Annotated in this window: 28 protein-coding genes; 21 read left to right on the top strand and 7 right to left on the bottom strand. The window is 71.4% G+C overall.

Features of this window, described 5'->3' with window-relative positions; genetic code table 11:
* Positions 1 to 60: 60 nt before the first annotated feature.
* Positions 61 to 2,874, top strand: a complete 2,814-nt coding sequence (gene gcvP, locus CHC09_RS28165) for an aminomethyl-transferring glycine dehydrogenase (protein ID WP_089296233.1) — start codon at positions 61 to 63, stop codon at positions 2,872 to 2,874.
* Positions 2,875 to 2,983: 109 nt separating this feature from the next.
* Here gcvP and CHC09_RS28160 read toward each other — a convergent pair whose 3' ends face one another.
* On the bottom strand, positions 2,984 to 3,184 hold the full coding sequence (locus tag CHC09_RS28160; RefSeq protein WP_089296232.1) for a DUF5999 family protein: 201 nt from the start codon (positions 3,182 to 3,184) through the stop codon (positions 2,984 to 2,986).
* A 122-nt stretch (positions 3,185 to 3,306) separates the two neighbouring features.
* On the opposite strand from CHC09_RS28160, the gene CHC09_RS28155 reads away from it, so the two are divergent.
* The 4 genes from CHC09_RS28155 (at position 3,307) to CHC09_RS28140 (ending at position 7,425) form a co-directional block, all read left to right on the top strand.
* The gene (locus tag CHC09_RS28155; RefSeq protein ID WP_089296231.1) at positions 3,307 to 4,524 is read left to right on the top strand and encodes a chorismate-binding protein; all 1,218 of its coding nucleotides are present in this window, start codon (positions 3,307 to 3,309) and stop codon (positions 4,522 to 4,524) included.
* Between the two features lie 209 nt (positions 4,525 to 4,733).
* Positions 4,734 to 5,219, top strand: a complete 486-nt coding sequence (locus tag CHC09_RS28150; RefSeq protein ID WP_239138528.1) for a sigma-70 family RNA polymerase sigma factor — start codon at positions 4,734 to 4,736, stop codon at positions 5,217 to 5,219.
* 204 nt (positions 5,220 to 5,423) lie between these two features.
* Entirely contained in the window at positions 5,424 to 6,062 is a 639-nt protein-coding gene (locus CHC09_RS28145) for an ATP-binding protein (RefSeq protein WP_089296229.1), read from the top strand.
* A gap of 442 nt (positions 6,063 to 6,504) precedes the next feature.
* Positions 6,505 to 7,425 (top strand): aminoglycoside phosphotransferase family protein, encoded by a 921-nt coding sequence (locus tag CHC09_RS28140; RefSeq protein ID WP_203833229.1) that lies wholly within the window; start codon positions 6,505 to 6,507, stop codon positions 7,423 to 7,425.
* 270 nt (positions 7,426 to 7,695) lie between these two features.
* On the opposite strand, the gene CHC09_RS28130 is transcribed toward CHC09_RS28140, so the two are convergent.
* Complete coding sequence (locus CHC09_RS28130; RefSeq protein ID WP_089296226.1) at positions 7,696 to 8,778, bottom strand: cellulose binding domain-containing protein; 1,083 nt, start codon at positions 8,776 to 8,778, stop codon at positions 7,696 to 7,698.
* A 156-nt stretch (positions 8,779 to 8,934) separates the two neighbouring features.
* Here CHC09_RS28130 and CHC09_RS46605 point away from each other — a divergent pair, with 156 nt between their 5' ends.
* Positions 8,935 to 9,072, top strand: coding sequence for a hypothetical protein (locus tag CHC09_RS46605; protein WP_179277321.1), 138 nt, complete (start codon positions 8,935 to 8,937; stop codon positions 9,070 to 9,072).
* Between the two features lie 153 nt (positions 9,073 to 9,225).
* Here the strand turns inward: CHC09_RS46605 and CHC09_RS28125 are convergent, their stop codons facing one another.
* Entirely contained in the window at positions 9,226 to 10,053 is an 828-nt protein-coding gene (locus tag CHC09_RS28125; protein ID WP_089296225.1) for a hypothetical protein, read from the bottom strand.
* 155 nt (positions 10,054 to 10,208) lie between these two features.
* Between CHC09_RS28125 and CHC09_RS28120 the strand changes: the two genes are divergently transcribed.
* The 6 genes from CHC09_RS28120 (at position 10,209) to CHC09_RS28100 (ending at position 14,279) form a co-directional block, all read left to right on the top strand.
* The gene (locus tag CHC09_RS28120; protein WP_089296224.1) at positions 10,209 to 10,697 is read left to right on the top strand and encodes a peptide deformylase; all 489 of its coding nucleotides are present in this window, start codon (positions 10,209 to 10,211) and stop codon (positions 10,695 to 10,697) included.
* Positions 10,698 to 10,868: 171 nt separating this feature from the next.
* Entirely contained in the window at positions 10,869 to 11,951 is a 1,083-nt protein-coding gene (locus tag CHC09_RS28115; protein WP_089296223.1) for a serine hydrolase domain-containing protein, read from the top strand.
* Positions 11,952 to 12,081: 130 nt separating this feature from the next.
* Positions 12,082 to 12,231 carry a hypothetical protein gene (locus CHC09_RS46600; protein ID WP_179277320.1) on the top strand — a complete coding sequence of 50 codons (150 nt, stop codon included), beginning with the start codon at positions 12,082 to 12,084 and terminating at the stop codon, positions 12,229 to 12,231.
* A complete protein-coding gene (locus tag CHC09_RS28110) occupies positions 12,228 to 13,220 on the top strand; it encodes a tetratricopeptide repeat protein (RefSeq protein ID WP_089296222.1) in 993 nt (330 codons plus the stop codon). Before CHC09_RS46600 ends, CHC09_RS28110 begins: the two co-directional genes overlap by 4 nt.
* A gap of 43 nt (positions 13,221 to 13,263) precedes the next feature.
* Positions 13,264 to 13,878, top strand: a complete 615-nt coding sequence (locus CHC09_RS28105) for a ribonuclease FAU-1 family protein (RefSeq protein ID WP_089296221.1) — start codon at positions 13,264 to 13,266, stop codon at positions 13,876 to 13,878.
* Positions 13,875 to 14,279 carry a RidA family protein gene (locus tag CHC09_RS28100; protein WP_089296220.1) on the top strand — a complete coding sequence of 135 codons (405 nt, stop codon included), beginning with the start codon at positions 13,875 to 13,877 and terminating at the stop codon, positions 14,277 to 14,279. The genes CHC09_RS28105 and CHC09_RS28100 overlap by 4 nt, the downstream gene beginning before the upstream one ends.
* Positions 14,280 to 14,292: 13 nt before the next feature.
* Here CHC09_RS28100 and CHC09_RS28095 read toward each other — a convergent pair whose 3' ends face one another.
* Both CHC09_RS28095 and CHC09_RS28090 read right to left on the bottom strand, forming a co-directional pair.
* Positions 14,293 to 15,054 carry an HAD-IIA family hydrolase gene (locus CHC09_RS28095; RefSeq protein WP_089296219.1) on the bottom strand — a complete coding sequence of 254 codons (762 nt, stop codon included), beginning with the start codon at positions 15,052 to 15,054 and terminating at the stop codon, positions 14,293 to 14,295.
* Between the two features lie 424 nt (positions 15,055 to 15,478).
* Positions 15,479 to 16,087, bottom strand: coding sequence for a TetR/AcrR family transcriptional regulator (locus CHC09_RS28090; RefSeq protein WP_089296218.1), 609 nt, complete (start codon positions 16,085 to 16,087; stop codon positions 15,479 to 15,481).
* Between the two features lie 93 nt (positions 16,088 to 16,180).
* On the opposite strand from CHC09_RS28090, the gene CHC09_RS28085 reads away from it, so the two are divergent.
* The 6 genes from CHC09_RS28085 to CHC09_RS28060 all read left to right on the top strand — a co-directional run bounded on the left by CHC09_RS28085 (position 16,181) and on the right by CHC09_RS28060 (position 22,103).
* Positions 16,181 to 16,885, top strand: a complete 705-nt coding sequence (locus CHC09_RS28085; protein WP_203833230.1) for a siderophore-interacting protein — start codon at positions 16,181 to 16,183, stop codon at positions 16,883 to 16,885.
* 107 nt (positions 16,886 to 16,992) lie between these two features.
* Positions 16,993 to 17,859, top strand: a complete 867-nt coding sequence (locus CHC09_RS46595) for a hypothetical protein (protein ID WP_089296216.1) — start codon at positions 16,993 to 16,995, stop codon at positions 17,857 to 17,859.
* Positions 17,856 to 18,521: a DUF4129 domain-containing protein gene (locus tag CHC09_RS28075; RefSeq protein WP_089296215.1), complete on the top strand. Its 666-nt coding sequence runs from the start codon at positions 17,856 to 17,858 to the stop codon at positions 18,519 to 18,521. The genes CHC09_RS46595 and CHC09_RS28075 overlap by 4 nt, the downstream gene beginning before the upstream one ends.
* Positions 18,518 to 19,828 (top strand): DUF4350 domain-containing protein, encoded by a 1,311-nt coding sequence (locus CHC09_RS28070; RefSeq protein WP_089296214.1) that lies wholly within the window; start codon positions 18,518 to 18,520, stop codon positions 19,826 to 19,828. Before CHC09_RS28075 ends, CHC09_RS28070 begins: the two co-directional genes overlap by 4 nt.
* Positions 19,825 to 20,787, top strand: coding sequence for an AAA family ATPase (locus CHC09_RS28065; RefSeq protein WP_089296213.1), 963 nt, complete (start codon positions 19,825 to 19,827; stop codon positions 20,785 to 20,787). The genes CHC09_RS28070 and CHC09_RS28065 overlap by 4 nt, the downstream gene beginning before the upstream one ends.
* Positions 20,787 to 22,103, top strand: a complete 1,317-nt coding sequence (locus CHC09_RS28060; protein ID WP_179277319.1) for a DUF58 domain-containing protein — start codon at positions 20,787 to 20,789, stop codon at positions 22,101 to 22,103. Before CHC09_RS28065 ends, CHC09_RS28060 begins: the two co-directional genes overlap by 1 nt.
* A gap of 116 nt (positions 22,104 to 22,219) precedes the next feature.
* On the opposite strand, the gene CHC09_RS28055 is transcribed toward CHC09_RS28060, so the two are convergent.
* Positions 22,220 to 23,209, bottom strand: coding sequence for a stage II sporulation protein M (locus CHC09_RS28055; RefSeq protein ID WP_089296330.1), 990 nt, complete (start codon positions 23,207 to 23,209; stop codon positions 22,220 to 22,222).
* 86 nt (positions 23,210 to 23,295) lie between these two features.
* On the opposite strand from CHC09_RS28055, the gene CHC09_RS28050 reads away from it, so the two are divergent.
* From CHC09_RS28050 to CHC09_RS28040, 3 genes are all read left to right on the top strand, one after another.
* The gene (locus CHC09_RS28050) at positions 23,296 to 24,177 is read left to right on the top strand and encodes an RDD family protein (RefSeq protein WP_239138529.1); all 882 of its coding nucleotides are present in this window, start codon (positions 23,296 to 23,298) and stop codon (positions 24,175 to 24,177) included.
* Positions 24,178 to 24,217: 40 nt separating this feature from the next.
* Positions 24,218 to 24,880: a hypothetical protein gene (locus CHC09_RS28045; protein WP_089296212.1), complete on the top strand. Its 663-nt coding sequence runs from the start codon at positions 24,218 to 24,220 to the stop codon at positions 24,878 to 24,880.
* 104 nt (positions 24,881 to 24,984) lie between these two features.
* Entirely contained in the window at positions 24,985 to 25,404 is a 420-nt protein-coding gene (locus tag CHC09_RS28040) for a GNAT family N-acetyltransferase (RefSeq protein WP_089296211.1), read from the top strand.
* Positions 25,405 to 25,445: 41 nt separating this feature from the next.
* Here CHC09_RS28040 and murQ read toward each other — a convergent pair whose 3' ends face one another.
* Positions 25,446 to 26,351, bottom strand: a complete 906-nt coding sequence (gene murQ, locus CHC09_RS28035; RefSeq protein WP_089296210.1) for an N-acetylmuramic acid 6-phosphate etherase — start codon at positions 26,349 to 26,351, stop codon at positions 25,446 to 25,448.
* Positions 26,352 to 26,374 lie beyond the last annotated feature (23 nt).

The following is a 26,374-nucleotide window of genomic DNA, read 5'->3' as shown; positions in this document are numbered from 1 at the left end:
TTCGGGTGCGACAGAGGGGGAGGTTGCGTTGTCGACCTTCTCACGTGCCAGGAGTCGCCCATGACGTCGTCGTCGTTCGTTCACCGCCACATCGGGCCGCAGTCGGACGAGCAGTCCCAGATGCTCAAGGCGATCGGGTACTCGTCGCTCGACGAGCTGATGGACGCCGCGATTCCCGAGTCGATCCGGTTCCACGGCGCGCTGGACCTGCCGGCCGGCGCCTCCGAGGAGGAGACGATCGCCGAGCTGCGGGAGATCGCCGGCCGTAACGTCCTGGCGACCCCGATGATCGGCCTCGGCTACTACGGCACCCACACGCCGGCCGTGATCAAGCGGAACGTGCTGGAGAACCCGGCGTGGTATACGGCGTACACCCCGTACCAGCCGGAGATCAGCCAGGGCCGTCTCGAGGCGCTGCTGAACTTCCAGACCATGGTCACCGACCTGACCGGCCTGACCACGGCGAACGCGTCGATGCTGGACGAGGCGACCGCGGTCGCCGAGGCGATGACGATCGCCCGCCGGGCCTCGAAGAGCAAGAGCCAGGTGTACGCGGTGGACGCCGACACGTTCCCGCAGACCCTCGCCGTGCTGCGCACCCGGGCCGAACCGCTCGGCATCGAGATCGCCTTGGTCGACCTGGACGCCGGCGACCCGCTGCCGGAGGAGTACTTCGGCCTGCACCTGCAGTACCCGGGCGCGTCCGGCGCGGTCCGCGACCACACCGCCCTGATCGAGGCCGCCCACGCCAAGGGCGCCCTGGTCACGGTCGCCGCCGACCTGCTCGCCCTGACCCTGCTGCGTGCCCCGGGCGAGATCGGCGCGGACATCGCGGCCGGCACCACCCAGCGCTTCGGCGTGCCGCTCGGCTTCGGCGGCCCGCACGCCGGATACCTGGCCGTCCGGGCCGGCCTGGAGCGCAGCCTGCCCGGCCGCCTGGTCGGCGTCTCCAAGGACGCGGACGGCGCGCCCGCCTACCGCCTCGCCCTGCAGACGCGGGAGCAGCACATCCGCCGCGAGAAGGCGACCAGCAACATCTGCACCGCCCAGGTCCTGCTCGCCGTCATGGCCAGCATGTACGCGGTCTACCACGGCCCGGCCGGCCTGCGCGCCATCGCCAAGCGAGTGCACGGCCACGCCCTCACTCTGGCCGGTGGCCTCACCGCCGCCGGTGTCGAAGTGGCCCACGACGCGTTCTTCGACACGGTCACCGCCGTCGTGCCGGGCCGCGCCGAGCAGATCGTGGCGGCCGCCGCCGCGTCCGGCGTCGACCTCCGGCTGGTCAACGCCGACCGGGTGTCGATCTCGGCCGACGAGACCACCACCGCGGCGCACGTCGAGACCGTTCTCGCGGCCTTCGGCGCCACCGTCGCCGAGGCTGCCACCTGTGGCGCCAAGGGCCTGGCCCGGACCAGCGACTACCTGCACCACCCGGTGTTCAACACCCACCACTCCGAGACGAGCATGCTGCGCTACCTGCGCAAACTCTCCGACCGGGACTACGCGCTGGACCGCGGCATGATCCCGCTGGGCTCCTGCACGATGAAGCTGAACGCCACCACCGAGATGGAAGCGGTCACCTGGCCGGAGTTCGCGAACATCCACCCGTTCGCGCCGGCCGACCAGGTCCAGGGCTACGAGCAGCTGGTCGCCCAGCTGGAGGGCTGGCTGGCCGAGATCACCGGGTACGACGCGGTCAGCGTCCAGCCGAACGCCGGCTCCCAGGGCGAGCTGGCCGGCCTGCTCGCGATCCGCGGCTACCACCGCTCGCGCGGTGAGACGCACCGCGACGTCTGCCTGATCCCGTCGTCGGCGCACGGCACCAACGCGGCCAGCGCGGTGATGGCCGGCATGCGCGTGGTCGTGGTGGCCTGCGACGAGAACGGCAACGTCGATCTCACCGACCTGGCCGCCAAGATCGAGAAGCACCGGGACTCGCTCTCGGCGATCATGGTGACCTACCCGTCCACGCACGGCGTCTACGAGACCTCGATCGCCGAGCTGTGCGAGCGGGTGCACGAGGCCGGTGGCCAGGTGTACGTGGACGGCGCCAACCTGAACGCGCTCGTCGGCTTCGCCAAGCCGGGCAAGTTCGGGGCGGACGTGTCGCACCTGAACCTGCACAAGACGTTCTGCATCCCGCACGGCGGCGGCGGTCCCGGCGTCGGCCCGGTCGCGGTCCGCGCGCACCTCGCCGAGTTCCTGCCCGGCAACCCCCTGGAGCCGGGCGACCACCACGCCGTCTCGGCCGCCGCGCACGGCTCGGCCGGCATCCTGCCGATCTCCTGGGCGTACGTCCGGATGATGGGCCCGGACGGTCTGGCGCAGGCCACCGCGACCGCGGTACTGGCGGCGAACTACGTGGCGGCGCGGCTGCGCGAGCACTACCCGGTGCTCTACGCGGGCGAGCACGGCCTGGTCGCGCACGAGTGCATCCTCGACCTGCGGCCGATCACCAAGGCCACCGGCGTCTCGGTGGACGACGTCGCGAAGCGGCTGATCGACTACGGGTTCCACGCCCCGACCATGTCGTTCCCGGTCGCCGGCACCCTGATGGTGGAGCCGACCGAGAGCGAGGACCTGGCCGAGCTGGACCGGTTCTGTGCCGCGATGATCGCGATCAAGGGGGAGATCGACCAGGTCGGCGCGGGCGTCTGGCCGAAGGACGACAACCCGCTGGCGAACGCGCCGCACACGGCGTCGGCGGTGACGGCGGACGAGTGGTCGCACCCGTACCCGCGTTCGGTCGCGGGCTTCCCGGAGGGTGTGGACCGGACCGCCAAGTACTGGCCGCCGGTACGCCGCATCGACGGGGCGTACGGAGACCGGAACCTGGTCTGCTCCTGCCCCTCGCCGGAGGCGTTCGAGAGCTGATCCCAGGTTTCACGCGCAGGTCGCGGTCGGCGGATCGCGGCCTGCGCCGTCTTGTCGACGGGCTCGAAACTTCCGCCAAACCGGGCGGCCGTATCGTTACCCTGAGTGATTAAGCGGCGAGAGCGTGCCGTGCCGGGCCGCGGTGCGGCTCGATCGTCGTACCGTCCGGCAGGAGTTCTCCGGTGTCCTCGAAGACGATGACACCGTTGCAGAGCAGGCTCCAGCCCTGTTCGCAGAAGGTCGCCACGGTCCGGGCGGCCTCCCGATCGATCGCGTCGGCTGAAGGGCATTGATTCGGGTGCTGGCACATCGCGGGTTTTCTCCGGTAGGGGGCTGTGTGAAGGTTCACAAAGTCGGGCTCGAACGTTACCTCACATCGAACGACAGCGGTTCAAGGGAGTGACGGCGTCCGGCCGCGATTTCGCGGTTTCAATGGTCCACGCGCCGGCGTCCGGCGGCTACTCCGAGGTACCTCCTCCCGGGGCTCCGCCGGCCGCTCCGGCGTCCTGCCACGCCCGTCACCATGCGTTACGTTCGTTTTCGTGGCATCGGGGTGATTCCGGTGACCCTGCTGAGCTTGTGACCGCCTTCCTTGAGGACAACGGACTGCCGGTGCGAAAGCTAGGCCGTTCGGCTGACAAAAATCAGACGTACGGCCATGGCGCCATTTGCGGAGCGTCGCTCTACGTGTCCGCGGATGCCGGATGCGTGATGATCAACGCCACTCCGGGCGGCCCCAGTCCGGTCCCCGTGATCCCGGACGTGTATGCCGTCGTCTGGGTACACACCGAGGACCCCTTCCCCGGTTCAACCGGATCCTGGAATCTGGGCCCCTGGGCGGAGAGCTGGAGCCCCCGGCAGCACGCCGACGCGGTCCAGCGGGTCCGGGACGCGATCGGACGCGGGGACGTCTACCAGGTCAACGTCGTCGGGCACGCCTCCGCGCCGTACACCGGAGATCCGACCGCGGCCCTGCGCCGCGTCGCCACCCTCCCCGGCGCCCGCTACGGCGGAATCCTCGCCGCCCCGGACGGCCGGTGGGCGATCGCCACCGCCTCCCCGGAGACCCTCGTCGAGGTCCGCCACGGGCGGGTGCTGACCCGTCCGATCAAGGGAACCCGGCCCGCCACCGCACAGGGCCGCCGCGAACTCCTCGCGTCGGCCAAGGAACGCGCCGAACACATCATGATCGTCGACCTGGAGCGCAACGACCTCGCCCGGCTGCCCGGGACCGGACCGGTGCGCGTCGACAAGCTGTTCGCCGTACGCCGATGGTGTGGTCTTTGGCAGGCCGAATCGGTCGTCTCCGCGCCCCTCTCCGGCGAGGTCGGCCTCGCGGATCTGCTCCGCGCGGTCTGCCCGGGCGGAAGCGTCACCGGCGCCCCCAAGATCGCCGCCCTCGAGCAGATCGCCGCCCTGGAACCCGTCGGCCGCGGGGTCAGCATGGGCGCGCTCGGCTGGATCGGTCACGACCACCTCGACCTGGGACTGAGCATCCGGACGGTGGCCGTCGACGGCTCCCGTGTGCACGCCTGGGCGGGTGGCGGGATCACCGCCGACAGTGATCCGGAGGCCGAGGTCGCGGAGGCCGCCGCGAAGGCCGGACCCTTGCGGGCGGCGCTAGCGGGTGGGCTCACAGCGTTCGCCTAGTAGCTTCCCAGCCTTCTCCACCTATGGCGTGCCACTCTCAGCGTCCACCCCCATGTACTGGGGATGAGCGCGTACCTTGGCGCACGCGTTTCCCGGACACGGTCCACAGTGACACTTCTGCCACCGTGGCTGCAGAGAAGGCGACACCCTGAGCGATGCTTGATCTTCTGAGCCCTCCCTCGCCGGCACCATCCACGCCCGCGCCGCCGGTGACGGACTTCGCGCGTTTCGCGCGGGACAGCAAGCAGCGGCTGCACAGCAGCGCGTTCCAGCTCTGCCGTGACTGGCATCTCGCTCAGGACCTCACCCAGACCACGCTGACCAAGCTGTTTCTGAGCTGGGACCGGGCCGCCGATACCGAGAACCTTTCGGCGTACGCCCAAAAGGTCCTGTTCCGGACCTATCTCGACCATCGGCGGCGCCGCAGCTCCACCGAGGCGACACCGGGCGAACTACGCGAACCGGTCTACACGATGGACGCTGACCTGCGGGTCACCATGATGGGCGCGCTACGGCAGCTACCCGCCCGCGACCGGGCGATCGTCGTGCTGCGGTACTTCGCCGACCACAGCGTCGAGGAGGTCGCCGCCGAACTCGACGTGCCGATCACCGTGGTCAAGAGCCAGACCCGGCGCTCGCTGATCAAGCTGAAGCACATGCTGCTGTGCGAGCGTCCGACACTGTTTGCGGCGTGAGGGTATTGTTTCGCGGCGAAGGGGAGTAGTCCTTCGCCGGTCGTTCGACATCCTGGAGCCAACCTGGCTCCCGGCGCCCGGGCCTCGATTCCGGGGTGGACCAGACCTTCGGCCCTGCGGGTGACGTGAGTCGCCGCGGACAGGGGCCGGAGTCTCGGGTGTCCACCGGAGTCCGGTTCCTGCCACGGCGGGAGAGGAACGACCATGGAGCTCGGGCAGGATCTTCGGGGACGGCGGGTGCCGGAGCTGAACTATCCGGCCGGCTCGCTGCTGGTGGTCGCCGGTGTGCCAGGCGCCGGCAAGACCACGCTGCTGAGGCGCCTGTTCCCCCGGCCGGGGGTGTGTCTGCTCGACTCCGAGCAGGCGCGTGAGGAGCTGCGGCCCTATCTCGGCCGGCTGCCCTACCGCTACTGGCGGCCGGTCGTGCACGCGGCCCACTATGTGCGGCTGTCCCGGGCGCTGCGCGGTGGGGAGTCGATCGTGGTGCACGAGAGTGGGACGCGGGCGTGGGCCCGCAAGCTGATCACCGGGCTCGCGGGGCGGGCCGGTCGGCGGACGCATCTGTTGCTGCTGGACGTCGAGCCGGAGGAGGCTCTCGCCGGGCAGGAGGCTCGCAGGCGGAAGATCCGGGCGTCGTCCTTTGCGACCCACTGCCGTCGGTGGCGGCGACTTCTCCGGGCTGTCAGCGATCCGGGGGATCCGATCCATCGGGATGTCGCCACCGTCACGATCATCGACCGGTCCGTGGCGGCCGGTCTGATCGCCATCCGCTTCGACGGGCTGCACCTCGTGGACGCCGCTGCGGAGGTCCACCGGCCGGCCCTGCAAGAAGTGGCCGCCTGAGGCCCGTAGCTCCCGCCGTCGAATCCGGGCTGGGCTTCATGCTGCTTTCCGAGCGCGCGACACCGCAGCCAGGCCCAGCCGTCGAATTTCGGCTGGGCCCTGGTGCTGTCCGGGATCGTGGTGCCGCTGGGGGGTGGGTTGTCGGGGTCGGGTGGTGCTGTCCGGGATCGTGGTGCCGCTGGGGGGTGGGTTGTCGGGGTCGGGTGGCGCTGTCCAGGATCGTGGCGCCGCTATGGGGTGGGCTGTCGGGGCGGGGCGGGGCGGGGCTGGGCCGGGCCGGGCCGGGCCGGGCCGGGTGGCGCTGTCGCGGCCGTCTTGACAACGGGCCGGGGCTGAGCAGGCTGCAGAAGCCTCCCGAAGGACCCGGGTGCGGTCCGTCCAATGTCCAATCACGGCGCGGTAGTTTGGGCTGATGCCGGGGTGGGAGGACGATTCTGGGGCTTTGGCGGATTTCGTCGCCGTTCCGCAGGCTTTCCGGGACATGCCGCGCTGGTGGCGCGAGGGCTCGGCGTGGCTCGACGCGTTGCCGCAGCTCATTCGTGCCTATAGCGACCGGTGGCGGCTGACGATCACCGGTGAGATGGCACATGGCTCCAACGCGGCCGTCGTGCCGGTGGCCCGCGCGGGCGATCCGTTCGTCCTGCGCCTGACGCCGCCCGGGCCGGAGGTCGCCGAGCTTGTGGCGGCCCTGCGCTTCTGGAACGGCCGGGGGATGGTCCAGCTCATCGACGCCGACGTGCCTTCCGGTGTCATGCTGCTCGAGCGTTTGGCCATCGACGGTTCGTTGCACGCCGTACCGGTCGACGAGGCGATCCCCATCCTCGGCCGGATGATGCGTCGCCTCGCGGTCCCGGCCCCGGAACACGTGCCGAGCACCGCCGCCGCCGTGGCGGCCAGGATGCCGGCGCTGCCGGTGGAGTGGGAACGCTGTGGTCGCCCTTTCCCGGAGCGCACGCTGCGCCGGGCACTCGAGATCGGCAGCCGCCTGGCACATGCCGAAGAGATCGGCGGCCGCCGGGCGCGCTCGGAATCGCGGCTCGCGGTGAACGGCGACCTGCACTCCGCTCAGGTTCTGCGCGGCGAGCGGGAACCCTGGCTCACCGTCGACCCGGTGCTGATGCGTGGCGACATCGCGTTCGACCTCGGCCGGATCCTGTGGACCCGGCTGGACGAGATGAGCGACGAGGCCGAGATCATCCGGCACTTCCGGGCGGCCGTGGACGCCGCCGGGATCGACCGCGACCACGGCCGGGACTGGGTGGTCTTCCGGACCGTCGACTACTGGCTCTGGGGACTCACCGCCGGGCTGACCGAGGACCCCCGACGATGCCGGCGGTTGTTGACGCCCCTACTCGAAGGGTGATCCCGTCGAGGGTGATCACGGCGGTAACCCTTGTGACCAGGACGCAGGTCGCGGTGGTCACGCCGAAGTTCGGACGCAGGTTGCCGCGGTCACGCCGCAGTTCGGACGCGGGTCGCGGTGGTTACCCGGCGGCCGCGACGCGGGTCCCGGTGGTCATGACGCGGGTCGCGGTGGTCATTCTGTAGTTCGGACGCGGGTCGCGGTGGTTACCCGGTGGTCACGACGCGGGTCGCGGTGGTCATGTTGTAGTTCGGATGTGGGTCGCGGCGGTCACCCTGTGGTCAGGATGCAGGTCGCGGCCGGGTTTGTGTTGGTGCCGGTCGACGAGGCGAGGAAACCGAAGGTCGCGGTGCCGCCGGCGGTGATCCGGCCGTTCCATTCGGCGTTGCGGGCGGTGACCGTGGCGCCGGACTGGGTGACTGTGGCGTTCCAGGCCTGGGTGACGGTCTGGCCGCTGGCGAAGGTGAACGTCGCGGTCCAGCCGGACGAGGCCGACGAGGAGCCGTTGCTGACGGTGACCTCACCCTGGAAGCCGCCCGTCCATTGCGAGGTCACCCGGTAGGTCGCCGTGCAGGCGCCGCCCGGAGGAGCCGTCGTGGGAGCCGTGGTCGGCGGCGTCGTGGGTGTCGTGGTCGGCGGTGTCGTGCTGCCGCCGAGCGCCCTCGCGAGCACGGGAAACCAGGCGTCGGCCATCTTCCGGAAGCCGGTGTCGTTCGGGTGGACGCCGTCGACGTTGTCGGCGACCGCGTCATATCCGGTCCACAGGTCGGCGAGGACGATCGGCGACTGGGACGTGCTCAGGCCGGCCGCCCAGGAAGGCAGCGCGTTGTTGAGAGCCATCACGTCGGCCGGACAGGTGGCACAGGCGGCGGCGCTCATCGGAATGATCTGCGCGACGATGATCTTCATGGCGGAGTTCTGGGCGCGCATCTGACCGATCAGCTTGGTGAAGGCGTTCAGCTTGTCCTGCAGCGGGATGTAACCGCCCCACATGTCATTGGTGCCCAGGTGCATCAGGACGACGTCCGGCCGGGCGGCGGCCAGCCATGGCGGTAGCTGGTCGTTGCCGGCGATCCCGGTGGCCGAGTAGCCGCCGTGCCCCTCGTGGTCGAAGTCGTATGAGTACCCGGGGTTGCAGCCCCCGCCGTCGGACTGCGTGCCGACGAAGTCGATGCTGGTGTACCCGGCGGTCTGCAGGCTGTGCCAGAGCTTGGCCCGCCAGCAACCCGGCCCGGCGGTGATCGAGTCCCCGAGCGCCATGATCCGGACGGTGGTGGCGGCACGGGCGACGGGCGCCACGCCTACGACGGCGGCGACCGCGAGCAGGACGGCGAGCAGGATCCTTTGCTTCACCACGAACCTCCGTCATCGAAGCGCCTCGATGGGAGCGCTCCCAAAATCTTGCTGCTCCCGCGTGGAGAAATCAACCCTCGTCGAGGTGTCGCGGAGCCGGAATATGCAATGACGGAGCATGTGCTATTTAAAGGCAATTTTGCTATCAAACGGTAAATGTCGGAGTTCGATGAGAAGAAATTCTTTAACGCGGTTTCTGTCGTCTTCGACGAGCAATCCACGGAGAGCCTGGCCGCTTTACTTGACCAGATAGAAAAATCGGAACAAAGCGACGACGATTCGTGGCTCACGTAGCCTCCCGTAGCCGCGGACCGGGTCGACAGGGCGGTACTTATCGTTTTCGACTGTGACCAGGTCTGTGGTCGAGAAGCGGATGCGGAGATCGATCCTGCCGGATGTCTGTCCGGTCCGTGCGGTCGGCGCTGGTATCGGAACTGGCAACCGCTGTCAGTCGAGCGGTAGGACGCGGGTTGGACGGGTGCCTGCCTCGATGTCCTCCGGCTTCGGGTAGACCAGCAGTGACTCGCCGTCACGGACGATCCATGGGTCGGTCCACAGCTCGTCGGGGCTCGGCGAGAGAAGCCGCGTCGAGGAGCGGTCGGCGTCGTGGAGCAGCACCGACCTGATCCGGGAGCTCAGGCTGCCCGGCTCGTACGCCTGCGCCGGATGATCTTCCGGTCCGGCGGCGTGTGTCAGGTGGAAGCGGTCGTCGAGCCATCGGCCGGACGTGTCGAGGGTCAGGTCGCGGCCGATCCGCGTGCCGTCGATCCAGAGCATCGTGCCCAGGGAACTCTCCCACCACAGGACGGCGCGGTGGCGGTCTCCCGCGCTGAACCCGATTCGGACGTGGCCCTCGGGGAGATCCAGGTGGAACGAGTCGCAGGCGCCGGGGAGCGGGCCCTCCCGGTGGACTCGGTCGTCCGGGCCGGCCGCCCGATCCTGGGAGCAGATCTCTGGGCCGCGACACGCGCGGTCGATGCGGCGGGTGCAGCCGAAGCCGGCGGCCGCGCAGTCCCGGGGCTGAGCGCGGGACAGCACCTCCACCAACTGGTCCCGGTAAGCGTCGGCACCCAGCAGGTGCCGGTACTCGTCGCTCTCGTTGCGCCGGGTGAACAGCTCCAGGGCGGTGGCGGATCCGCGCAGCTGAGCGCGCCAGTGCTCGTCCGCCCAGCGCCACCGCCGGGCGCCGCGCACGTCGATGGGCTCCGGAGGCTGCTGCAGCGCCCGGACGATCCGTTCGTCACGCGAGTCCTCGCGCCGCCGCCAGGTCACCATCCGTGGCTCACCCTCATGTCGACCTCCGCGATCATGTCGGCCCTCACCCGGTGGGTTCCGGCCCGTTCCGCTGAACCCGGCGAGCCCCGGTTCATTCTCGCTGATCCGGTGGTGCCGGGCGCGACGTAGGGTAACGGGCGGATAGGCTTCGAGGCATGACAGTTAGGCCGATCCGGATCTACGGTGACCCGGTCCTGCGCACGCCCGCCGATCCGGTCACCGACTTCGACGCCAGCCTTCGCGAGATCGTTCGTGACCTGGAGGAGACCGTTCGCGAGCCCGGCCGCGCCGGTGTCGCCGGCCCGCAGATCGGCGTCAGCCTGCGCGTCTTTTCCTACAATGTCGCCGGTCAGGTCGGCCACATGGTCAATCCGGTTCTCTCCGACTTCGAGGGTGAGCAGGAGGACGAGGAGGGCTGCCTCTCCCTGCCCGGCCTCGGTTACTCCACCAAGCGGGCCATGTCGGTCACCGCCACCGGCTTCGACCAGTACGGTGAGCCCCTGGTCCTGCACGGGACCGGCTTCCTGGCCCGGGCCCTGCAGCACGAGACAGACCACCTCGACGGCCGGCTCTACATCGACACCCTCACCGGCGACGTCCGCCGCCAGGCCCTCCGCGAGCTCCGGCGCGTCGTTCCACGATGACCGGTCGCCGGCGCTGCTCGATCGGATGAGTGGCGCCGGACCCGCCATCGACGGCTTTGAACCGCGTTAACCTTTCCGGCGCGTACCGGAAAGGTTTTTCGGGTTGCCGGGTTCACGTGTTGTGCGACGCGCACGCGGCGGCGATCGCTACCCTCCGGCGTGGGAGGCAGGGTGACGATCGAATCAGAGGCCCGGCGGGCGTGGGACGAGCTGCCGGCCGAGGAGCTGGGGATCACGCCGCAGGCGGTGCGCACCATGATCGAGATGGTGGCCGCGCGCGGGGCGGCGGCGCAGCTGGTGGTGCTGCGGCACGGCCGGGTGCTGCTGGACCGCTCCCTCGGGGCGCCGCGGGACGTGCCGTTCCTGCTCTTCTCGGCCGGGAAACCGCTGACGGCGGTGCTCGTGCACCAGCTCGCCGAGCAGGGCCTGCTGTCGCTGGACGCGCCGGTGGCACAGTACTGGCCCGACTTCGAGAACAACTACAAACAGGACATCACCGTACGGCAGGTGCTTCAGCATCGATCCGGACTTCCGTACGCGAAAAGTCTCTATCGCGATGCCCTCCTGGCGCCGGACTGGAACCGTTCGGTCCGCGCCCTCGCCGCCGCCCGACCGCACCACGCGCCGGGGCGGCTCCCGGCCTACCACACCCTGAGCTACGGATTCCTGCTCGGCGAGCTGGTCCAGCGGGTCACCGGCCGTCCGCTGCGCGACGTCCTGCACGAGCGGGTCCTGCGGCCGCTCGGGCTGCGCGATACCCACCTGAGCGCCCCGCCCCGGCGCGTGCCGATGCGTGGCGCGAGCGGAGGGCCCCGGGCGCTGCAGTGGGCGGCCAACCGCCGGATCGCCGGTAGGGCGGTGATCCCCGCCGCCACGATCTCCAGCACCGCCCGCGACCTGGCCGTCTTCTATCAGGCCCTGCTCGGGACCGGCCTGCTCTCCGCCGACTCGATCGCCGGCGCCTGCACCCCGTCCGCCAACGGCGAGGTGGATCGGGTGCTCGGCAACCGGATCCGCTGGTCGGAGGGCTTCCAGCTGGGCGGGAACGAGAACGATCCGGAGCGGGCGCGGCCGATGGGCCGGCTCAGCAGCCGGCGCGCGTTCGGGCACAACGGCTCGAACGCGTGCCTGGGCTGGGCCGATCCGGACCGTGACCTGGTCATGGTCTATCTGACCAACCGGCTCGAGGGCAGCCCCGAAGGGTCGCCCTACCAGTGCGACCTCAGCGACACACTGCTCGCCGGCTGCCACTGACTCCCATAGGCCGACCGTGACGAGCCTCGAGTAAACGAACTGCGAACGCCGCGGAGCACTCGACGGCCCGGAGCGGGAACGGATCTCGACGTCGCGACAGCGGCCGTCGAATGTGGCCGCGGGTGTCGCCGTGCTGTTGTCCCTGGTGCCGCTGTACGGCATCCTGCGCAATGTGAGCAGGGCTCGGCCGTGGGGAGCAGTCATGGCGATCCCGCAATCCGTCGCCTCGATTGTCGCGGCGGATACCCGGTCGGCACGCACCATGCCGGTGCGGGCATGAAGCGTTTCCCGAAAGCGCAGCGTCGCAAGATCCAGCGGTTGCAGGACTTGGCGATGCGGGGCGATCTTCTCGCCGCGTACGACCTGGCCCTGGAATGGGAGCTGGTGGGCGACGACGGTCAGGCAGAACGCTGGCACCGGGTGGCGGCGAGCGGCGGTGATCCGCAGGCGCTGAACAACTTTGGAGTGTTCCTCGAACGGACGGGTCCTGAGCGGGAGGCTCTGACCTTTCTGGTGGCCGCGGCGGAGGCCGGAAACCTCTTGGGCGCCCGCAATGCCGGGTTGCTGCACGAGAGGCTCGGTGCGGATCAGCAGGCCGAGCGCTGGTACCGGGTCGCGGCCACGGGCGGCGACCAGCTCGCTCGGAACCGGCTCGCTCTGCTGCTCGACCGCATCGGGCGTTACGAGGAGGCAAGGCCCCTGCTGGTCGCCGCCGCAGAAAGCGGTCACGCCGGCAGCGCACACACTCTCGCGATTCGACAGGAGAGCGCGGGCGACGACGACGGGGCCGAATACTGGTACCGGGTGGCTGCCGCCTGCGGCGACCTCGACGCACGCTACAACTTCGCCCTGCTCCTGGATCGGATCGGGCGTACCCCGGAGGCGCTGGTGTTGTGGAGGGCCGGCGCGGATGGCGGGGATGCCCACAGTGCATACAACCTGGCGATCGAGCTGGAGAAGGCGGGTGATCTCCGGGAGGCGCATCGCCTGTACCGGCAGGCGTTGACGGTGTGGGAGGCCGACGCTGAGAACCTCGACGCGGACACCGCCTACTGTGCGGCGGTGGCCTGCGAGGAGCTGGACGACCCTCGCGGCGCACTCGACTGGTATCGCCGAGCCGCCGCGCTCGGTCATCGTGACGCCGCCCGCGAGCTGCGGCAGCGCGCCCTCGCCAACAGCGAGCCACCGCAGCGCACTCCGGGCCACGACCGGAACCGTCGCAGGCCGAAGCAGCGGGGCGGCAGCACCCGGCCGTCCTCCGCGCGTTGACGGCGGTCCGCCGGCTCACGTGCGGCGCAAGTAGTCTGCGGCGATGCGATTCGAGGTGGGGCAGACCGTGGTGCGGCGCTATCGGCGGGGGCCGTGGCGGACCTGGGCGCAGCCGATGCGCGTCCTGCGCGACGACGACGCGGGGCTGCTGCTGTGGGCGCCCGAGGGCGGCGAGTTCGCCCGGCTGATCGACGTGGACGGTAAGACGACGCACGACATCAGCCCGGACCGGATGCGGGACCCGAAGCTGAAACTGCACACGTGGCGGGGGAACAACGTACTGATCCTGATGCCGCCCGGCGCCGGCTACTCGGTGTGGTGGTTCTTCCAGGGCGGTGTCTTCACCGGCTGGTACGTGAACCTGGAGAAGCCGTACGAGCGGCAGGCCGACGGCGTCGAGACGACCGACCTGGTGCTGGACATCGTGGCGACGCCGGACCGCCGGTGGGAGTGGAAGGACACCGACGAGTTCGCCGAGTTCATCGGCCACCCGCTCTACTTCGACAGCGCCGGGGCCGCGGAGATCCAGGCGGAGGCCGACCGGCTGACAAAATTGATCGACTCCGGCGCGTTCCCGTTCGACGATACGCACACCGGCTTCCGCCCGGATCCGGGCTGGCCGCTGCCCCGTTTCGAACCAGGAGCGCTCGACCGATGATTTCCAAGCTCAACCCCGACACGGTCCACGAGACGGCTGGGTACAGCCACGTGACCATCTCCACGGCCGGTCGCCTGGCCCACCTCGCCGGCCAGTGCCCGCTGGACCTGTCCGGCAAGGTGGTCGGCGGGCCCGGCGACTACACCTCCCAGACCGCCCAGGTGATCGCCAACTGCCTGGCCGTCCTGACCGCCGCCGGCGCGACTCCGGACGACGTGGTCCGCTCGGTCATCTACGTGGTCAGCCCGGAGCCCGCGGTCCTGGCCGCGGTCTGGGACCAGCTCAACGAGTCCCCGCTGGCGCCGGCCTTCACCACCGCCAGCACGCTGGTGGGCGTGGCCTCGCTCGGCTACACCGGCCAGCTCGTCGAGGTCGACCTCACCGCCGCGCTGGCCGGCTGACCAACCTCCCGGTTCAGCCGAGAGCGAGCAGGGCCGGGAGGTCGGCGACGGAGTCGATCGTGTGGGTGGGCTGGGGCAGGTCGTCCGACTGGGCCTGGTCGGTGTACTTGCCGGTGCGGACCTGAACGGCGGTCGCCCCGGCCTCGTTGGCCATCAGGATGTCCGTGGTGCGGTCGTCGCCCACCACCCACAACGCGCCCGGGGTGTCACGGGCGGCCAGGCGCAGGAAGTCCGGGCTGGGTTTGCCCAGGATGCGGGCCGTCTTACCGGCGGCGAACTCGATCGCCGCGACGATCGCGCCGGTGTCCAGGTGGTCGCCGTCGGCGGCGCGGAAATACGGGCCGTGCTGGAAGGCCAGGAGCTCCGCGCCGGCCCGGACCGCGCGGAACGCGGCGTCCAGGCCCTGGTACGACAGGCTCTGTCGACAGTCGCCGATCACCACGTGCGTGGCCTCGGCCGGGCCGGCCAGCCGGGCGTGGGTGGCCAGGTCGTCACGGACCGCCCGGTCCGCCAGGACCAGGACGCGGGCGTCCGGCGGGAGGATCCGTTTCGCGGCGACCACCGGGGTGAAGACCTCACCCAGCGCAACCGGGATGCCGGACCGGCGGATGCGCGCGACCAGGGTCGCCTCGGCCTGCGAGTCGGTGTTGGTGAAGACCCGGACGGTGTGCCCGGCCCGCCTCAGCTTGACCACGGCACCGGCCGCACCCGGCACGGCTTTGCCGCGTTCGTGCAGCGTGCCGTCCAGATCGAGCAGTACCAGCTTCGGTTCCATGCCACTCCAGCCCGTTTCGAGTCGGAGCAGCGTACCGTGCGCTGTTACCCACACCACGTCTGGTCCACGCCCTTGATGACCGGCTCGGCGGCGAGATGTCGCTTCACCACCGTCCTCGGTGGCTGAGGATCAGCGTCGTCAGACCGCGACCAGGCCGGCGGACCCGTTGGCGATGTCGACCCGGAAGGTCAGGCCGGTGGCCCGGGTAAGCCTTGCCAGGGTCGCCAGGCCCGGGGAATCCTCACCTTTCTCCAAGCGGGCGATCGCGGGCTGTCGCAGACTCCGCCTCCGGATTCGTGACGACCTTCCCAGCCATGCGACGACGATAACGATTCTGTTATCGCTCGACGATGCCTCGCTCGGGGTCATCCTGGCTACCGACACTCGGATGGGCTGTTCAGCGAGGTAGCACGTGGCTGGACCGTCAGCGGCCGGTGAGGTAGCGGGTCAGCATCGTGGTCATCTCGTCCTCGAGGGACACCGGGTCGAGGGCGGCGGGCGCGGCGGTCAGCCAGTGTGTGACCACGCCGACCGTGGTGACCACCAGGTTCGCGGCGATGGCGGGGTCCGCGACGTCGACCTCCGGGTGCCGGTCGAGGAAGGCGTGGACCTCCGCGGCGCGCTGCCGCTGCAACTCGGCCATCATCGGCATGATTTCCGGCCAGCGCAGCGCCTGCTGCATCAGCACGCCCAGCAGCTCCGGGTCGCCGCTGTGGCTGTGGACGGCGGCGTGGACCATCGCGCGGACCGCGTCGGCCAGCGGCGACGCGGAGAACTCGGCCAGGTCCGGTGTCTCCTGGGCCAGGTGCTCGCCGAGCAGCGCGACCAGGATCGCGTCCTTGCCCGGGAAGTACTGGTACAGCGAGCCGATCGACACGCCCGCACGTTCGGCGATCCGATTCGTGGTGCCGGCCGCGTAGCCCTGCTCCGCGAAAACGTGAGCAGCCGCGGTCAGGATCCGCCGCCGGGTCAGCTCGGCACGCACCTGGCGGGGCGTTTTCCGTGGTTGCAGCTGCTTGTCATCGGGCGTCATCGAGGCTCCTGTGCGGCCGGAAAGCGAGTAGCGGAGGATGTGAGCAATTGCTCATAATCATGCCATGACCTGCGGATATTTGAGGTGATGGGAATGCCTGGGCTGCTCGATCGGATGGTGCGGCGCGCAACGGTCAGCGCGGTCACGCCGGTGACACCGTCGATGGTGCAGATCGGGGTGAGCGGGCCGGCGCTGCGGGACCTCTCGTGGGCGCCGGGACAGCATCTCAACGTGCTGCCCGGCTCGCCGTCCGGGCTGATCGAGGCGCTGCGGAAGGGGTGGCGCAGCTACACGATCTGGGACTACGACCCGCGGGGCTCCCTGGAGCTGCGGGTGGTCACGCACGGTCATGACGGGCCGGGGGCGAGATGGGCGGCGTCGGTCCAGGCCGGCGACGAGGTCGCGGTCACCCCGCCGGAAGGACGTCTGGTGGTACGGCCGGAAGCCCCCTACCACCTGGTCGTGGGCGAGGAGACGGGCTCCGTGGCGATGGGGGCGATCGCCCGGGCCGTGCCCGTCGGCGCGCCGGTCTACGGGGTGATCGAGGTGGACACACCCGACGACCGGCCGGAGATGCCGCGGGGCGCGGAGCTGGACTGGGCGTACCGCAACGGTGCCAGCGCCGCGTCGTCGCCGGCCCTGCTCGGCGCGCTGAAAGCCCTGCGGCTGCCCGACGAGCCCGGATTCGCGTACGTCGCGGGCGAGGCCCGGACCTGCCAGAAGGTGCGTGCCCACCTGATCCACGATCGCGGGTGGCCGCGCGGGAACGTACGCCTGCACGCCTACTGGACCGCCTAGCCTCGACGGCTCGTGGCGCCGGCGGGGCTCCGATACTCCCTGTGGATCTTCGGGGTGGGCATGGGCCTCGATCAAAGGTGTCGGACCGGTCTTCTAGGATGCCCGCCATGCGGGGAGAAGCGGCGGGATCGCGCCGGCAAACGGCGATCCTGCCGTTGCGGGCGACGACCGCGGGGGAGTCGCTGGACAGTGCGGTGGCACTGTTACGGCAGCGTGCGCTGCCGCTGCTGATCATGGCGGCGGTGCTGGCGGCGGGGGAACAGGTGCTGCTCAGCCGGCTACGGGCGGCGGTTCCGCTGTACCCGCCGTTCTACCAGCCTGACGAGTGGGTCCTCGGCGAGTGGTGGCGGATCACCGCGACCGGGCTGGCGATCGAGGTCGGGATCATCACCCTGCTCGGGGCGTTCGCCGGGGCGGCCGCCGGGCCGGCGCTGCTGGGGGTCACGGTCCGGCACCGGGAGCTGTTCCGCCGGGTCCGGCTGGGGCGGGCGCTGCTGATCGCGGTCCTGCTGGGCGCGCTGGCGTGGCCCGCCGCCTACTTCGGCGGGGTCGGGCTGATCGCGCTGTTCGCGTTGACCGGGCTGGTCACGCCGGTGCTGGCGATGGACCGGGTCGGTAACCCGGTCCTGGCGGTGCTACGCGCCGTCCGGCTCGCCGGACGTGGCGGCATGCGCGTCGGCCGGATCCGGATCGTGGGTTATCTGACCTGGCTGGGGATCCGGGTCGGGCTGGGCTTCGGCTGGATCATGGTCGCCCGACTGCTGACCGTGAACGTGGACGGGGCCGCCTGGCTGGCCTGGGCGATCCCGGCCGCCTGGGGACTGGCGAACACCGCCGCCTACGCGGCGCTGGCCTGCCTGGACGCGGTGCTGCTGGTCGAGGTACGGATCCGCACTGAAGGGCTGGACATCGCGCTGAACCGCAGCCGGGCACATGGTGAGGACGAGGCGGCGACGCTGGTGGCCGCCCGATGACCCGGACCTACGACGAACTCGTCGGCAAACTCTTCGACCTGCTGTCCGCGCAGACCGTGCTGCTGATCCTGATCGCGGTGACCGGGCTGGTCGCGGCGCTCTGGTACTGGTTCCCGGCCTGGGTGCCGCGCCGGCTGCCCCGGTGGAGGGTACGCCGGTTGAGGATGCCGCGGCTGAGGTTCCGGTTCCCGCGGTTCCGCCTCCCACGCCTCCGGTTCCCTCGCCTGCGGATCGATTGGCGACGGCTGCTGCGCCGGCGCCGCAAGCCGAAGGTCGGGAAGGAACCCGCAGCGGTCGTTCCGGAGCCCGTTGTCGCCGATCTCGAACCGGTCGGGCCACGGGAAAGCCTGTCGCTGGCCGACCGGCTCGCGGCCGAGGGCCGGTACGCCGAGGCGATCCGGGAGCGGCTGCGGGAGACCGTCATCGTTCTCACCCGGGCCGGCGTGATCACGCCGCAGCCCGGCACCACCCCCGCCGAGCTGACCGTGGACGCCAGCGCGCGACGCCCGGCCGTCGGGGCGCCGCTGGGCGGTGCCACCGAGATCTTCTCGGAGATCTGGTACGGGCGGCGGGAGGCGTCGTCCGGGCACGACGACCGGATGCGTACGCTCACCGCCGAGATCCGTGCCGCTCTCACTCGACCGCAGGGAGGGCCGCGGTGACGACCACCCTGTCCGAGCCGGCTCCCGCCACCACGAAGACCAGGCCCAAGCGCGACCGGCGCTGGCTGCGCGTGGCGATCCCGTTCGCCGTCCTGCTCACCCTGGTCACCGGCACCCTGATCGTGCACGCCGTCGAGCGGCCGGATGCCGACGACGCGGAATTCCTCTCCCCGGTCAGCAGCGCCGGCATCGGCGGCCGCCAACTCGCCGACCGGCTGCGGGGGCAGGGCGTGACCGTGACCCGGGAAACCTCCACGACCGACGCGCTGGCCTCGATGAACAGCGGCGGTCCGGCCGCCACCCTGTTCGTCACCACGCCTGAGCTGGCCGACGTCGAGCGACTGAGCCGGTTCGCCGCGCTGCCCGCCGGCACCCGGGTCGTCGTGGTCGCACCGACCAGCGTGGCGATCAACACGACCCACTGGCCGATCGATCAACGCGGCGACCGGTGGACGACCGCCGTCACCGGCCCGGGCTGCGCCGACCCGGTGGCGACCGCCGCCGGCCCGGCCGCCGTGGCCAGGCTGCGTTACACCCCCGTCAACACGTCGTCCTGCTACGACGGCTCCCTGCTGACCGTCGCCCAGGACGGCGTCACGATCACCGTGGTCGGGGCCGAGGACCCGTTCCGCAACGACCGCGGCGGCGAGCACGGCAACGCCGCCCTCGCCACCGGCCTGCTCTCGCAGACCTCCCGGGTGGTCTGGCTCGACGTGCACCACCGGGAGACGCTGCCCACCACGTCGCCCACCACCACCCAGCCCCCGACCATCCCGCCGCAGACCCTGCCGACCATCTCCGAATCGGCGTCGGAGTCGGCCAGCCCGATCGAGATCACCCGCGAGCCCCGCGAGCGGCCGCAGAGCCAGAGCGAGCCGAACCCGCTCGCCGAGGCGTTCCCGTCCGCGCTCTGGGCGACCCTCGCCCTGCTCGCGCTCGCCCTGCTGGCGCTGGCCGTCGCGGCCGCGCGGCGACTCGGCGCCCCGGTCACCGAACCGCTGCCGTCGCGGGTCCCGGCGAACGAGACCATGCTCGGGCACGCCCGTCTCTACCAGCGGGCCCGGGCCCGGGACGCCTCGCTGGACGTCCTGCGCGCCGCGGCCCGCCGGCGGATCACCGCCCACCTCGGCCTGCCGGCCGACGCCACCCTCGCCGACCTCGCCGAGCACGCCGGGCGCGACGTGGACGAGGTGCGCGAGATCCTCGCCGACTCCTACCCCGACAAGGACGCCGAGCTGGTCTCGGCCGCCGAAGCCGTACAGAACCTGGTACGCGAGATCACCGGATTTGAAGGAGACCAGTCGTGACCCCCGACGCCCAAGAAGCCCGCCTCGCCCTGGGCCGGCTGCGCACCGAGGTCGGCAAGGCCGTCGTCGGCCAGGACGCGGTCGTTGGAGGCGTTGTCGTGGCGCTGCTCTGCGGCGGCCACGTGCTCCTCGAGGGCGTGCCCGGCGTGGCCAAGACGCTGCTGGTGCGCGCCCTGGCCACCGCCCTGGACCTGGACACCAAGCGGGTGCAGTTCACCCCCGACCTGATGCCCGGTGACGTCACCGGCTCGCTGGTCTACGACGCGCGCAGCGCCGCGTTCAACTTCCGCGCCGGGCCGGTCTTCACCAACCTGCTGCTCGCCGACGAGATCAACCGTACGCCGCCGAAGACCCAGGCGTCGCTCCTCGAGGCGATGGAGGAACGCCAGGTCAGCGTGGACGGCACGCCCCGGCCGCTGCCGCAGCCGTTCCTGGTCGCCGCGACCCAGAACCCGATCGAGTACGAGGGAACGTACCCGCTGCCGGAGGCGCAGCTCGACCGGTTCCTGCTCAAGCTGAGCGTTCCGCTGCCGGAGCGCGACGCCGAACTGAACGTGCTGCGCGCCCACCACAACGGATTCGACCCGCGCGACCTCAAGGCCGCCGGGGTCACCCCGGTCGCCGGCGCCGCCGACCTGGCCGCCGGGCGCGCCGCCGTGCAGCGTGTTCAGGTCAGCGACGAGGTGCTCGCCTACATCGTGGACCTGTGCCGGGCCACCCGGGTCGCCCCGGCCCTGGAGCTGGGTGCCTCCCCGCGCGGCGCGACCGCCCTGCTCGCCGTCGCCAAGGCGCACGCCTGGCTGAACGGGCGCGACTACGTGGTGCCGGATGACGTGAAGGGCTACACCCTGCCGACCCTGCGGCACCGGGTCCGGCTGCGCGCCGACGCCGAACTGGACGGGGTCACCGTCGAGTCGGTGCTGGCCACGGTCCTGACCGCGGTGCCGGCGCCGCGCTGATGATCACCAGGCGTTTCGCCGTCCTGCTCGCGATCGGCCTGCCACTGCCGGCGCTGCTGCCCGCGCCGTGGCTCGCCGTCGGCGGGGTGCTGCTGGTCGTGAGTGTGCTCGCGCTGATCGACCTGATCATCGCGGGACCGCTGGACGGGCTGCGGCTCAGCCGTGACGGCGACCGTACGGTCTGGCTCGGCAACACCGCCACGACCGTGCTGACCGTGACCAACACGTCCGGACGGCTGGTCCGGCTCAGCCTGCGCGACAGCTGGGTCCCGTCGGCCGGGGCCGGATCGACGCGGCACGAGCTGGAGCTGGAGCCGGGCGCCTCGGAGACGGTCACGACCACGCTGACGCCGACCCGGCACGGGGACCGGCTCGCGGCGCGGGTCACGCCGCGCTCGCGCGGGCCGCTCGGACTCGCCTACCGGCAGCGCCGTCAGGGCTGGAACGAGAAGGTCACCCCGCCGTGGACGCTGCGGGTGCTGCCGCGTTTCCCGTCCCGGCGGATCCTGCCGGAGAAGCTGGCCCGGATCCGCGTGCTCGACGGCAGCGTGGTGGCACGGGGCCGCGGGCACGGGACCGAGTTCGACGTGCTGCGCGAGTACGTCATCGGCGACGACGTGCGGTCGATCGACTGGCGGGCCAGCGCCCGCCACAACGACGTGGTCGTGCGTACCTGGCGGCCGGAGCGCGACCGGCGGGTGTACTGCGTGCTGGACACCGGGCGCACCTCGGCGGTCCGGGTCGGTGACGCGCCCCGGCTGGACGCGACGATCGACGCGGCCCTGCTGCTGTCGGTGCTGGCCGCCCGCGCCGACGACCGGGTGGACCTGCTCGCCCTGGACGCCGCGGTGCGGACCCGGGTCGAGGGCGGCGGACACCGGGTGCAGCTACCCCGGCTGATCGACGCGATGGCATCGCTCGAACCGGCGCTGGTCGAGACGGACTTCTCGCTGCTGGGCCGGGAGCTGCTGCGCCGGGACCGGAAGCGTGCCCTGGTCGTCATCTTCACCGCCCTGGACACCGCGCCGATGATCGAAGGGCTGCTGCCGGTGCTGCCGCGGCTCGCCGCCCGGCACAAGGTGATCGTGGCCGGCGTCCGGGACCCCGCGGTGGCCCGGATGGCGTCCCTGCCGGTGAAGGCCAGGGCGGGGGACGTGCACACGGCGGCGGCCGCCGAGCGGGTGCTGTTCGAGCGGGACCGGGTGCGTGACGTGCTGGACCGTTCCGGGGCGACCGTGGTGGACGCGGACGCGGACACCTTCGCCAGCCGGGTCGCGGACGTCTACCTGCTGCTCAAGGCGACCGGCGGGCTGTAAGGCGCGCCGCGGCCCGCGGTGGCGGCGACGCCGCGCGGGACCGGCACGGGGCTCGGCCGCGAGGCCTGGTCACGGGGCCCCACAGGTCGTACCGGGAAATGAATGTGAACTGCTCTTCAGGCGGTCGGGAGGTCGGCGCTGTCCGGACCGACCGGCCGCCGCTCGTTCGCCTCGCGGCCCCAGAGCAGGGCGTAGGAGAGGAAGCCGAGCCAGACGACGGCGCCGATGCCGACCCGGACCGGCGCCGGCAGCGCCGACGGGGTCACGAAGCCCTCCAGGAAACCGGCGATCGCCAGGGCCGCCGCCATGCCGACCGCGACCACCATGCCCTCCCGGACCCAGGCGACCAGTGACTGCCGCCGGCTCTGCAGCGGGCCCGGCGCGATCCACGACCAGCCGATCCGCAGACCCACCCCGGCTCCGACGAACAGGCAGGTGATCTCCAGGAGGCCGTGCGGTGCCAGGTAGATCAGCAGGGTGTCGCCGGCGTCGCGGCTGACCATCATCGCGGCGACCACGCCGGTGTTGAGCAGGTTCTCCCAGAGCAGGTAGAACACCGGCAGGATGAGCACGCCGGAGGCCAGGCACTGGGCGGTGAGCAGCGCGTTGTTGGTCCACACCTGCAGGGCGAAGTTCTGCGCCTGGTACTCGCTGTAGTAGCCGACGAACTCCTTGCCGACCACCTTGTCGATGGTCGCGTCGTCGGCGAACAGCGCGAGTGTGTCCGGGTTACCGGCCAGGTACCAGGTCAGGGCCGTCGTGGCCGCGACCACCAGCACGGCGATCGTGCCCCACCAGCGGCGGGTCCGGTACAGCGCGCCGGGCAGGCGGTAGGCGAAGAACTCGGCGAGGGGCCGCCAGGAGAGACCGCCGCCGTTGCTGCGGGTGACGGCGGCCCGGCCGGCCAGCACCAGGCGCGACAGGTCGGCCAGCATCACCGGGTCCGGGTTTCGGCTGCGCAGCACCGACAGGTGCGTCGCCGCCCGCTGGTAGAGCACGACCAGCTCGTCGATCTCGGCCGGGCTCCGCAGTTTCGGCCGGCTCGCCAGCACCTCGAGCCGGTGCCACTCGCCTCCGCGTTCCGCCAGATACGCGTCGAGATCCATCATTCTTCCGCCCCCGCCGTTCGTTGCCCCGGAAGCGTAGTGGACGCGGTGTTCTGGGTTGAGCCCCGGTGGTGTTCACTGTGCGGGTGAACGCTGCTGCTTCGGATCTGGTCACCGCTGAGGCGGTAGCTCTCGATTTGCGGCCGGCCCGGCTCGGCTCCCGCGCGATCGCCCTGGGGATCGACATCCTGGTCCAGGCCGTGGTCGCCTTCGGTCTGGTGATCGTCGCCCGGATCATCCTGTTGATCCTGCCGGAGAGCATCGTGGACGACGCCCTGGTCGCGGTGGTGGTCCGGAGCGTGATCGTGCTCGTCATGATCGGTTACCCGACGATCGTCGAGACCCGGACCAACGGCCGCAGCCCCGGGAAGTCCGCGATGGGACTGCGGGTCATCCGTGAGGACGGCGGCCCGATCAGGGCCCGGCACGCCTTCACCCGGGCGCTGATCGGTTTCACGATCGAGTGGCCCGGCCTGCTGCTACCGTTCCTGACCTGGGCCGTCGCCCTGACCGTGATGCTCTTCTCGGAGAACGGCCGGCGCATCGGCGACCTGGCGGCCGGGACCCTGGTCGTGCACGAGCGGCGGCCGGCGCCGTTCCGGTTCGTCCCACTGATGCCCGCCGCCCTCGCCTCCTGGGCGGCCGTCACCGACCTGTCGGCGGTCGACGACGAGCTGGCGGCGCGGATGCGGCAGTTCCTGTCCCGCGCCGGCGAGCTGCGCGAGCCGCACCGCGGCGTACTCGAGCGGATGCTGACCGAGGAGGTCGGCGCCCGGGTGTCGCCGCCCCCGCCGCCGGGCACGCCGCCGTACTTCTTCCTCGCCGCGGTCCTCGCGGAGCGCCGGCGCCGCTACGCGGCACAGCTGGCGGCCGGGCGGTCGGTCACCGAGCGGTTGCTGCCGGGCTTCGGGCGTTCCGCCCGCCGATTGACCTCCGCTCCGGTACGACCTGCCTCGCCGTCCTGGTGATCGCCGACTCCTGCGGGGCCGCTGGCTTAAGCTGAGCCTGATGTTGACCGACGGGCAGGCGACCGATTACGTGCGCCGATATGACGGTGTTCTGGCGAGCGTCCTCACCGACGGCAGCGCGCTGCTGACCCGCAGTGTGTTCTGGGCCGCCATGTTCGACGGCTGTGCGGACCCGGAGATGATCGGGGAGCTCTTCGACGGCGACCACGACACGAACGCGTTCGACGACGAGATCCGGGAGTCCGGCGGGTGGCCGGTCATCCCGATCTCCGATCGGTTCGTGGAGATCATCTGGCATGGGCCCGACAGCGAGGGCGGGGACGACTACGTGGTCCTGGCGCCCGGGCGGGCCATCTCGATCGCCGCCCGGGCGGGGCACGGGTACGGTCCCGGCCTGTCCTGGGCGGAGTTCAGCCGGCTCGCGACCACGCCGCAGCGGCTGTTGGTCGCCCTTCCCGCGCTCGGTGACGCCGACGCGCCGCCCTCGGCGGTCGAGATGGTCGCCGAAGCCCTGCTCACCGTCGGTAACGGGGCGGCGGGCGCCGCGGCGGCCGGGGTGGCCCGGCAGCTCCTGGACAGTCCCGTCCGCTGGGTCGGCGACGATGACGTGCTGATCTGTGACGGGGAGTTCGCCGTGCGCAAACCCGGCGGGCTCTCCGACGCCGAACTGCGCCTGGTGACCGGGATGCTCGCCCGGCCCTGAGTCTCGCCCCCTACCGAGTCCGGTGTGGCGTGGGCCGCGCCCATTCTCGTTCCCCGGGGCGTAATGCGGATGCCGTCGGCGGTGGAGTTCGGCAGGATTCCGGCATGATCTCGATGTCCACCGGGCGGGACGACCCCGGCTTGCGGCAGCTGCTCTCCGACGAGCTGGACCGCATCAACGAGGCGGCCATCGCCTCCGACGACGAAACCCAGCTCTCCATCCGGGCCCTCGGCGACGACGGTGCGCTCATCGGCGGGATCGTCGGGTACACCTGGGGCGGTTGCGGCGGGATCGAGTCGCTCTGGCTCTCGCGGGAGCATCGCGGTCAGGGCCTGGGCGCGCGGCTGTTGGCCGCCGCGGAGGCCGAGATCCGGCGGCGCGGGTGTGACCGGGTGGTCCTCTCCACCATGTCCTTCCAGGCGCCTGGCTTCTACCTGAAGTGCGGCTATGAGGAGGTCGGGCGGCTGCCGGGCATGCCGGGCGGAACCACGAAGCACTTCTTCAGCAAGCGGCTGCAGCCCTGATCGAATCGGCCGGCCGCCGACGGTGTTCCGGCTCGTAGCCGTCAGGGCAGGAGGCGTAGGGCGCGGTGGACGTGGCCGTCGGTCTCGGTAAGGGCGCGGGTGGCGGCCTCGACGGTGGCCCCGGCGATGAGGGAGACGACCGCGATCTTCGCGTCGCCGCCGGCCGCCAGCAGGGCCGCGCGGCAGCGGTCCGGGTCGGCGCCGGTGGCCTCGGCCAGGATGCGCAGCTGGCGGTCGCGCAGCTTGGCGTTGACGGCCAGCATGTCGGTCATCAGGTTCGAGTAGGTGCGGCCGAGCCGGACCATCGTCGCCGTCGAGAACGCGTTGAGGACCAGCTTCTGGGCGGTGCCGGCCTTCATCCGGGTGGAGCCGGTGACGACCTCGGGCCCGGTGTCCGGCGCGACGTGCACGTCCACCCCGGCCGCGATCGGGGACGCCGGATTCGCCGAGACCAGGACGGTTGCCGCGCCGCGGGCCCGGGCGGCGCTCAGCGCGGCCCGGACGTACGGCGTCCGCCCGCTCGCCGTGACCCCGACCGCGAGGTCGCCCGGGTCGACCTCGCCGCCGGCCGAGGCGCCGGCGCTCTCGTCGTCCTCGGCCGCCTCCGACGAGCGGGTGAGCGCCGCCGGCCCGCCCGCGAGATGCGCCACCACCCGACCGGCCTCCAACCCGAACGTGGGGATCAGCTCGGCCGCGTCGAGCACCGCGATCCGCCCGGACGTCCCGGCGCCGAAGTAGTGCACCCGGCACCCGCCGCCCAGCGCCGTCACGGCCAGGTCGACGGCGACGGCCAGCTCCGGCAGCACGCCGGCGACCGCGTCCGGCACCTCCCGGTCCTCGGCGTTGATCAGGTGCAGGAGCTCCGGCGTGGACATCCGGTCGATCGTGGCGCTGCGCGGGTTGCGTTGCTCGGTCCGCGACAGCGGCGCCTCGTCCACGGGCCTCACCCGCGCCTCCGGTCGGTCCGCAT

The organism is Actinoplanes regularis (genome assembly GCF_900188005.1).
GTDB classification, from domain to species: Bacteria; Actinomycetota; Actinomycetes; order Mycobacteriales; family Micromonosporaceae; genus Actinoplanes; species Actinoplanes regularis.
The sequence above is the reverse complement of the archived record's forward strand: the minus strand, read 5'-3'. Positions and strand labels throughout refer to the sequence as shown.

Excerpts from the sequence above, each read along its gene's own strand:
- CHC09_RS28120 (WP_089296224.1), top strand. The coding sequence starts at position 10,209 with ATGACAGTTAGGCCGATCCGGATCTACGGTGACCCGGTCCTGCGCACG.
- CHC09_RS28090 (WP_089296218.1), bottom strand. The coding sequence starts at position 16,087 with ATGACGCCCGATGACAAGCAGCTGCAACCACGGAAAACGCCCCGCCAG.
- CHC09_RS46595 (WP_089296216.1), top strand. The coding sequence starts at position 16,993 with ATGCGGGGAGAAGCGGCGGGATCGCGCCGGCAAACGGCGATCCTGCCG.
- CHC09_RS28145 (WP_089296229.1), top strand. The coding sequence starts at position 5,424 with ATGGAGCTCGGGCAGGATCTTCGGGGACGGCGGGTGCCGGAGCTGAAC.
- CHC09_RS28055 (WP_089296330.1), bottom strand. The coding sequence starts at position 23,209 with ATGGATCTCGACGCGTATCTGGCGGAACGCGGAGGCGAGTGGCACCGG.
- CHC09_RS28155 (WP_089296231.1), top strand. The coding sequence starts at position 3,307 with ATGGTCCACGCGCCGGCGTCCGGCGGCTACTCCGAGGTACCTCCTCCC.
- CHC09_RS28100 (WP_089296220.1), top strand. The coding sequence starts at position 13,875 with ATGATTTCCAAGCTCAACCCCGACACGGTCCACGAGACGGCTGGGTAC.
- CHC09_RS28060 (WP_179277319.1), top strand. The coding sequence starts at position 20,787 with ATGATCACCAGGCGTTTCGCCGTCCTGCTCGCGATCGGCCTGCCACTG.
- CHC09_RS46605 (WP_179277321.1), top strand. The coding sequence starts at position 8,935 with ATGTCGGAGTTCGATGAGAAGAAATTCTTTAACGCGGTTTCTGTCGTC.
- CHC09_RS28095 (WP_089296219.1), bottom strand. The coding sequence starts at position 15,054 with ATGGAACCGAAGCTGGTACTGCTCGATCTGGACGGCACGCTGCACGAA.
- CHC09_RS28160 (WP_089296232.1), bottom strand. The coding sequence starts at position 3,184 with ATGTGCCAGCACCCGAATCAATGCCCTTCAGCCGACGCGATCGATCGG.
- CHC09_RS28045 (WP_089296212.1), top strand. The coding sequence starts at position 24,218 with ATGTTGACCGACGGGCAGGCGACCGATTACGTGCGCCGATATGACGGT.
- CHC09_RS28075 (WP_089296215.1), top strand. The coding sequence starts at position 17,856 with ATGACCCGGACCTACGACGAACTCGTCGGCAAACTCTTCGACCTGCTG.
- gcvP (WP_089296233.1), top strand. The coding sequence starts at position 61 with ATGACGTCGTCGTCGTTCGTTCACCGCCACATCGGGCCGCAGTCGGAC.
- CHC09_RS28040 (WP_089296211.1), top strand. The coding sequence starts at position 24,985 with ATGATCTCGATGTCCACCGGGCGGGACGACCCCGGCTTGCGGCAGCTG.
- CHC09_RS28085 (WP_203833230.1), top strand. The coding sequence starts at position 16,181 with ATGCCTGGGCTGCTCGATCGGATGGTGCGGCGCGCAACGGTCAGCGCG.
- CHC09_RS28105 (WP_089296221.1), top strand. The coding sequence starts at position 13,264 with ATGCGATTCGAGGTGGGGCAGACCGTGGTGCGGCGCTATCGGCGGGGG.
- CHC09_RS28110 (WP_089296222.1), top strand. The coding sequence starts at position 12,228 with ATGAAGCGTTTCCCGAAAGCGCAGCGTCGCAAGATCCAGCGGTTGCAG.
- CHC09_RS28125 (WP_089296225.1), bottom strand. The coding sequence starts at position 10,053 with ATGGTGACCTGGCGGCGGCGCGAGGACTCGCGTGACGAACGGATCGTC.